This is a genomic window from Grimontia celer (assembly GCF_900055185.1).
GTDB classification, from domain to species: Bacteria; Pseudomonadota; Gammaproteobacteria; order Enterobacterales; family Vibrionaceae; genus Enterovibrio; species Enterovibrio celer.
In genome coordinates this window covers 1-592 of the sequence record NZ_FIZX01000045.1, presented here as the reverse complement: position 1 = coordinate 592, position 592 = coordinate 1, and the positions used below count along the sequence as shown (strand labels likewise).

General features: G+C 44.4%; 1 protein-coding gene. It reads left to right on the top strand.

What is annotated here, in order from left to right; all coding sequences use genetic code 11:
- Positions 1-154: 154 nt before the first annotated feature.
- Positions 155-592, top strand: a 438-nt coding sequence (locus GCE9029_RS25340) for a carbamoyl-phosphate synthase domain-containing protein (RefSeq protein WP_306455720.1), incomplete at its 3' end; no start/stop codon positions are given.

Sequence of the window (592 nt, the reverse complement as noted above, 5' to 3'; positions counted from 1 at the left end):
ATTGCAGGGATATCAGCAAAGGGTTGTGGAAAGAACGGAGCTATGAAAGTGAGAAAAATCTGGAAATGAAAGTATTCACTTTGCTGCAGAGTGAGAATCAATTACAGAGACGAGTGGTATGATGTGTGTGGAGTCGGGAGGATTATTAGAAGGAATTAGATTTTTATTTTTTTTTTCAAGCAGGAGACGGCATACGAGATTCAGAGGGGTGTCGATCGGGGCAGATGGCTCCTCAACCGCAGAGGTTGTATTTAACACCTCTATGACCGGTTATCAAGAAATTCTTACCGACCCTTCCTATGCTCGACAAATGGTCACGTTGACCTACCCACATATTGGTAACACTGGCGTTAACGCCGAAGACGAAGAGTCTAACCAAATTTGGTGTTCGGGCCTGATTATCCGTGATTTACCTCTACGCTCTAGCAGCTGGCGTCAACAAGAGACGTTAGATGACTACCTTAAACGTAAAGGCGTTGTAGGTATTGCGGACATTGATACACGTAAACTTACGCGTATTCTACGTGAGAAAGGTGCTCTAGCTGGCTGTATTATGGCTGGTGATAGCATTAACGAAGAGGAAGCTGTTGCA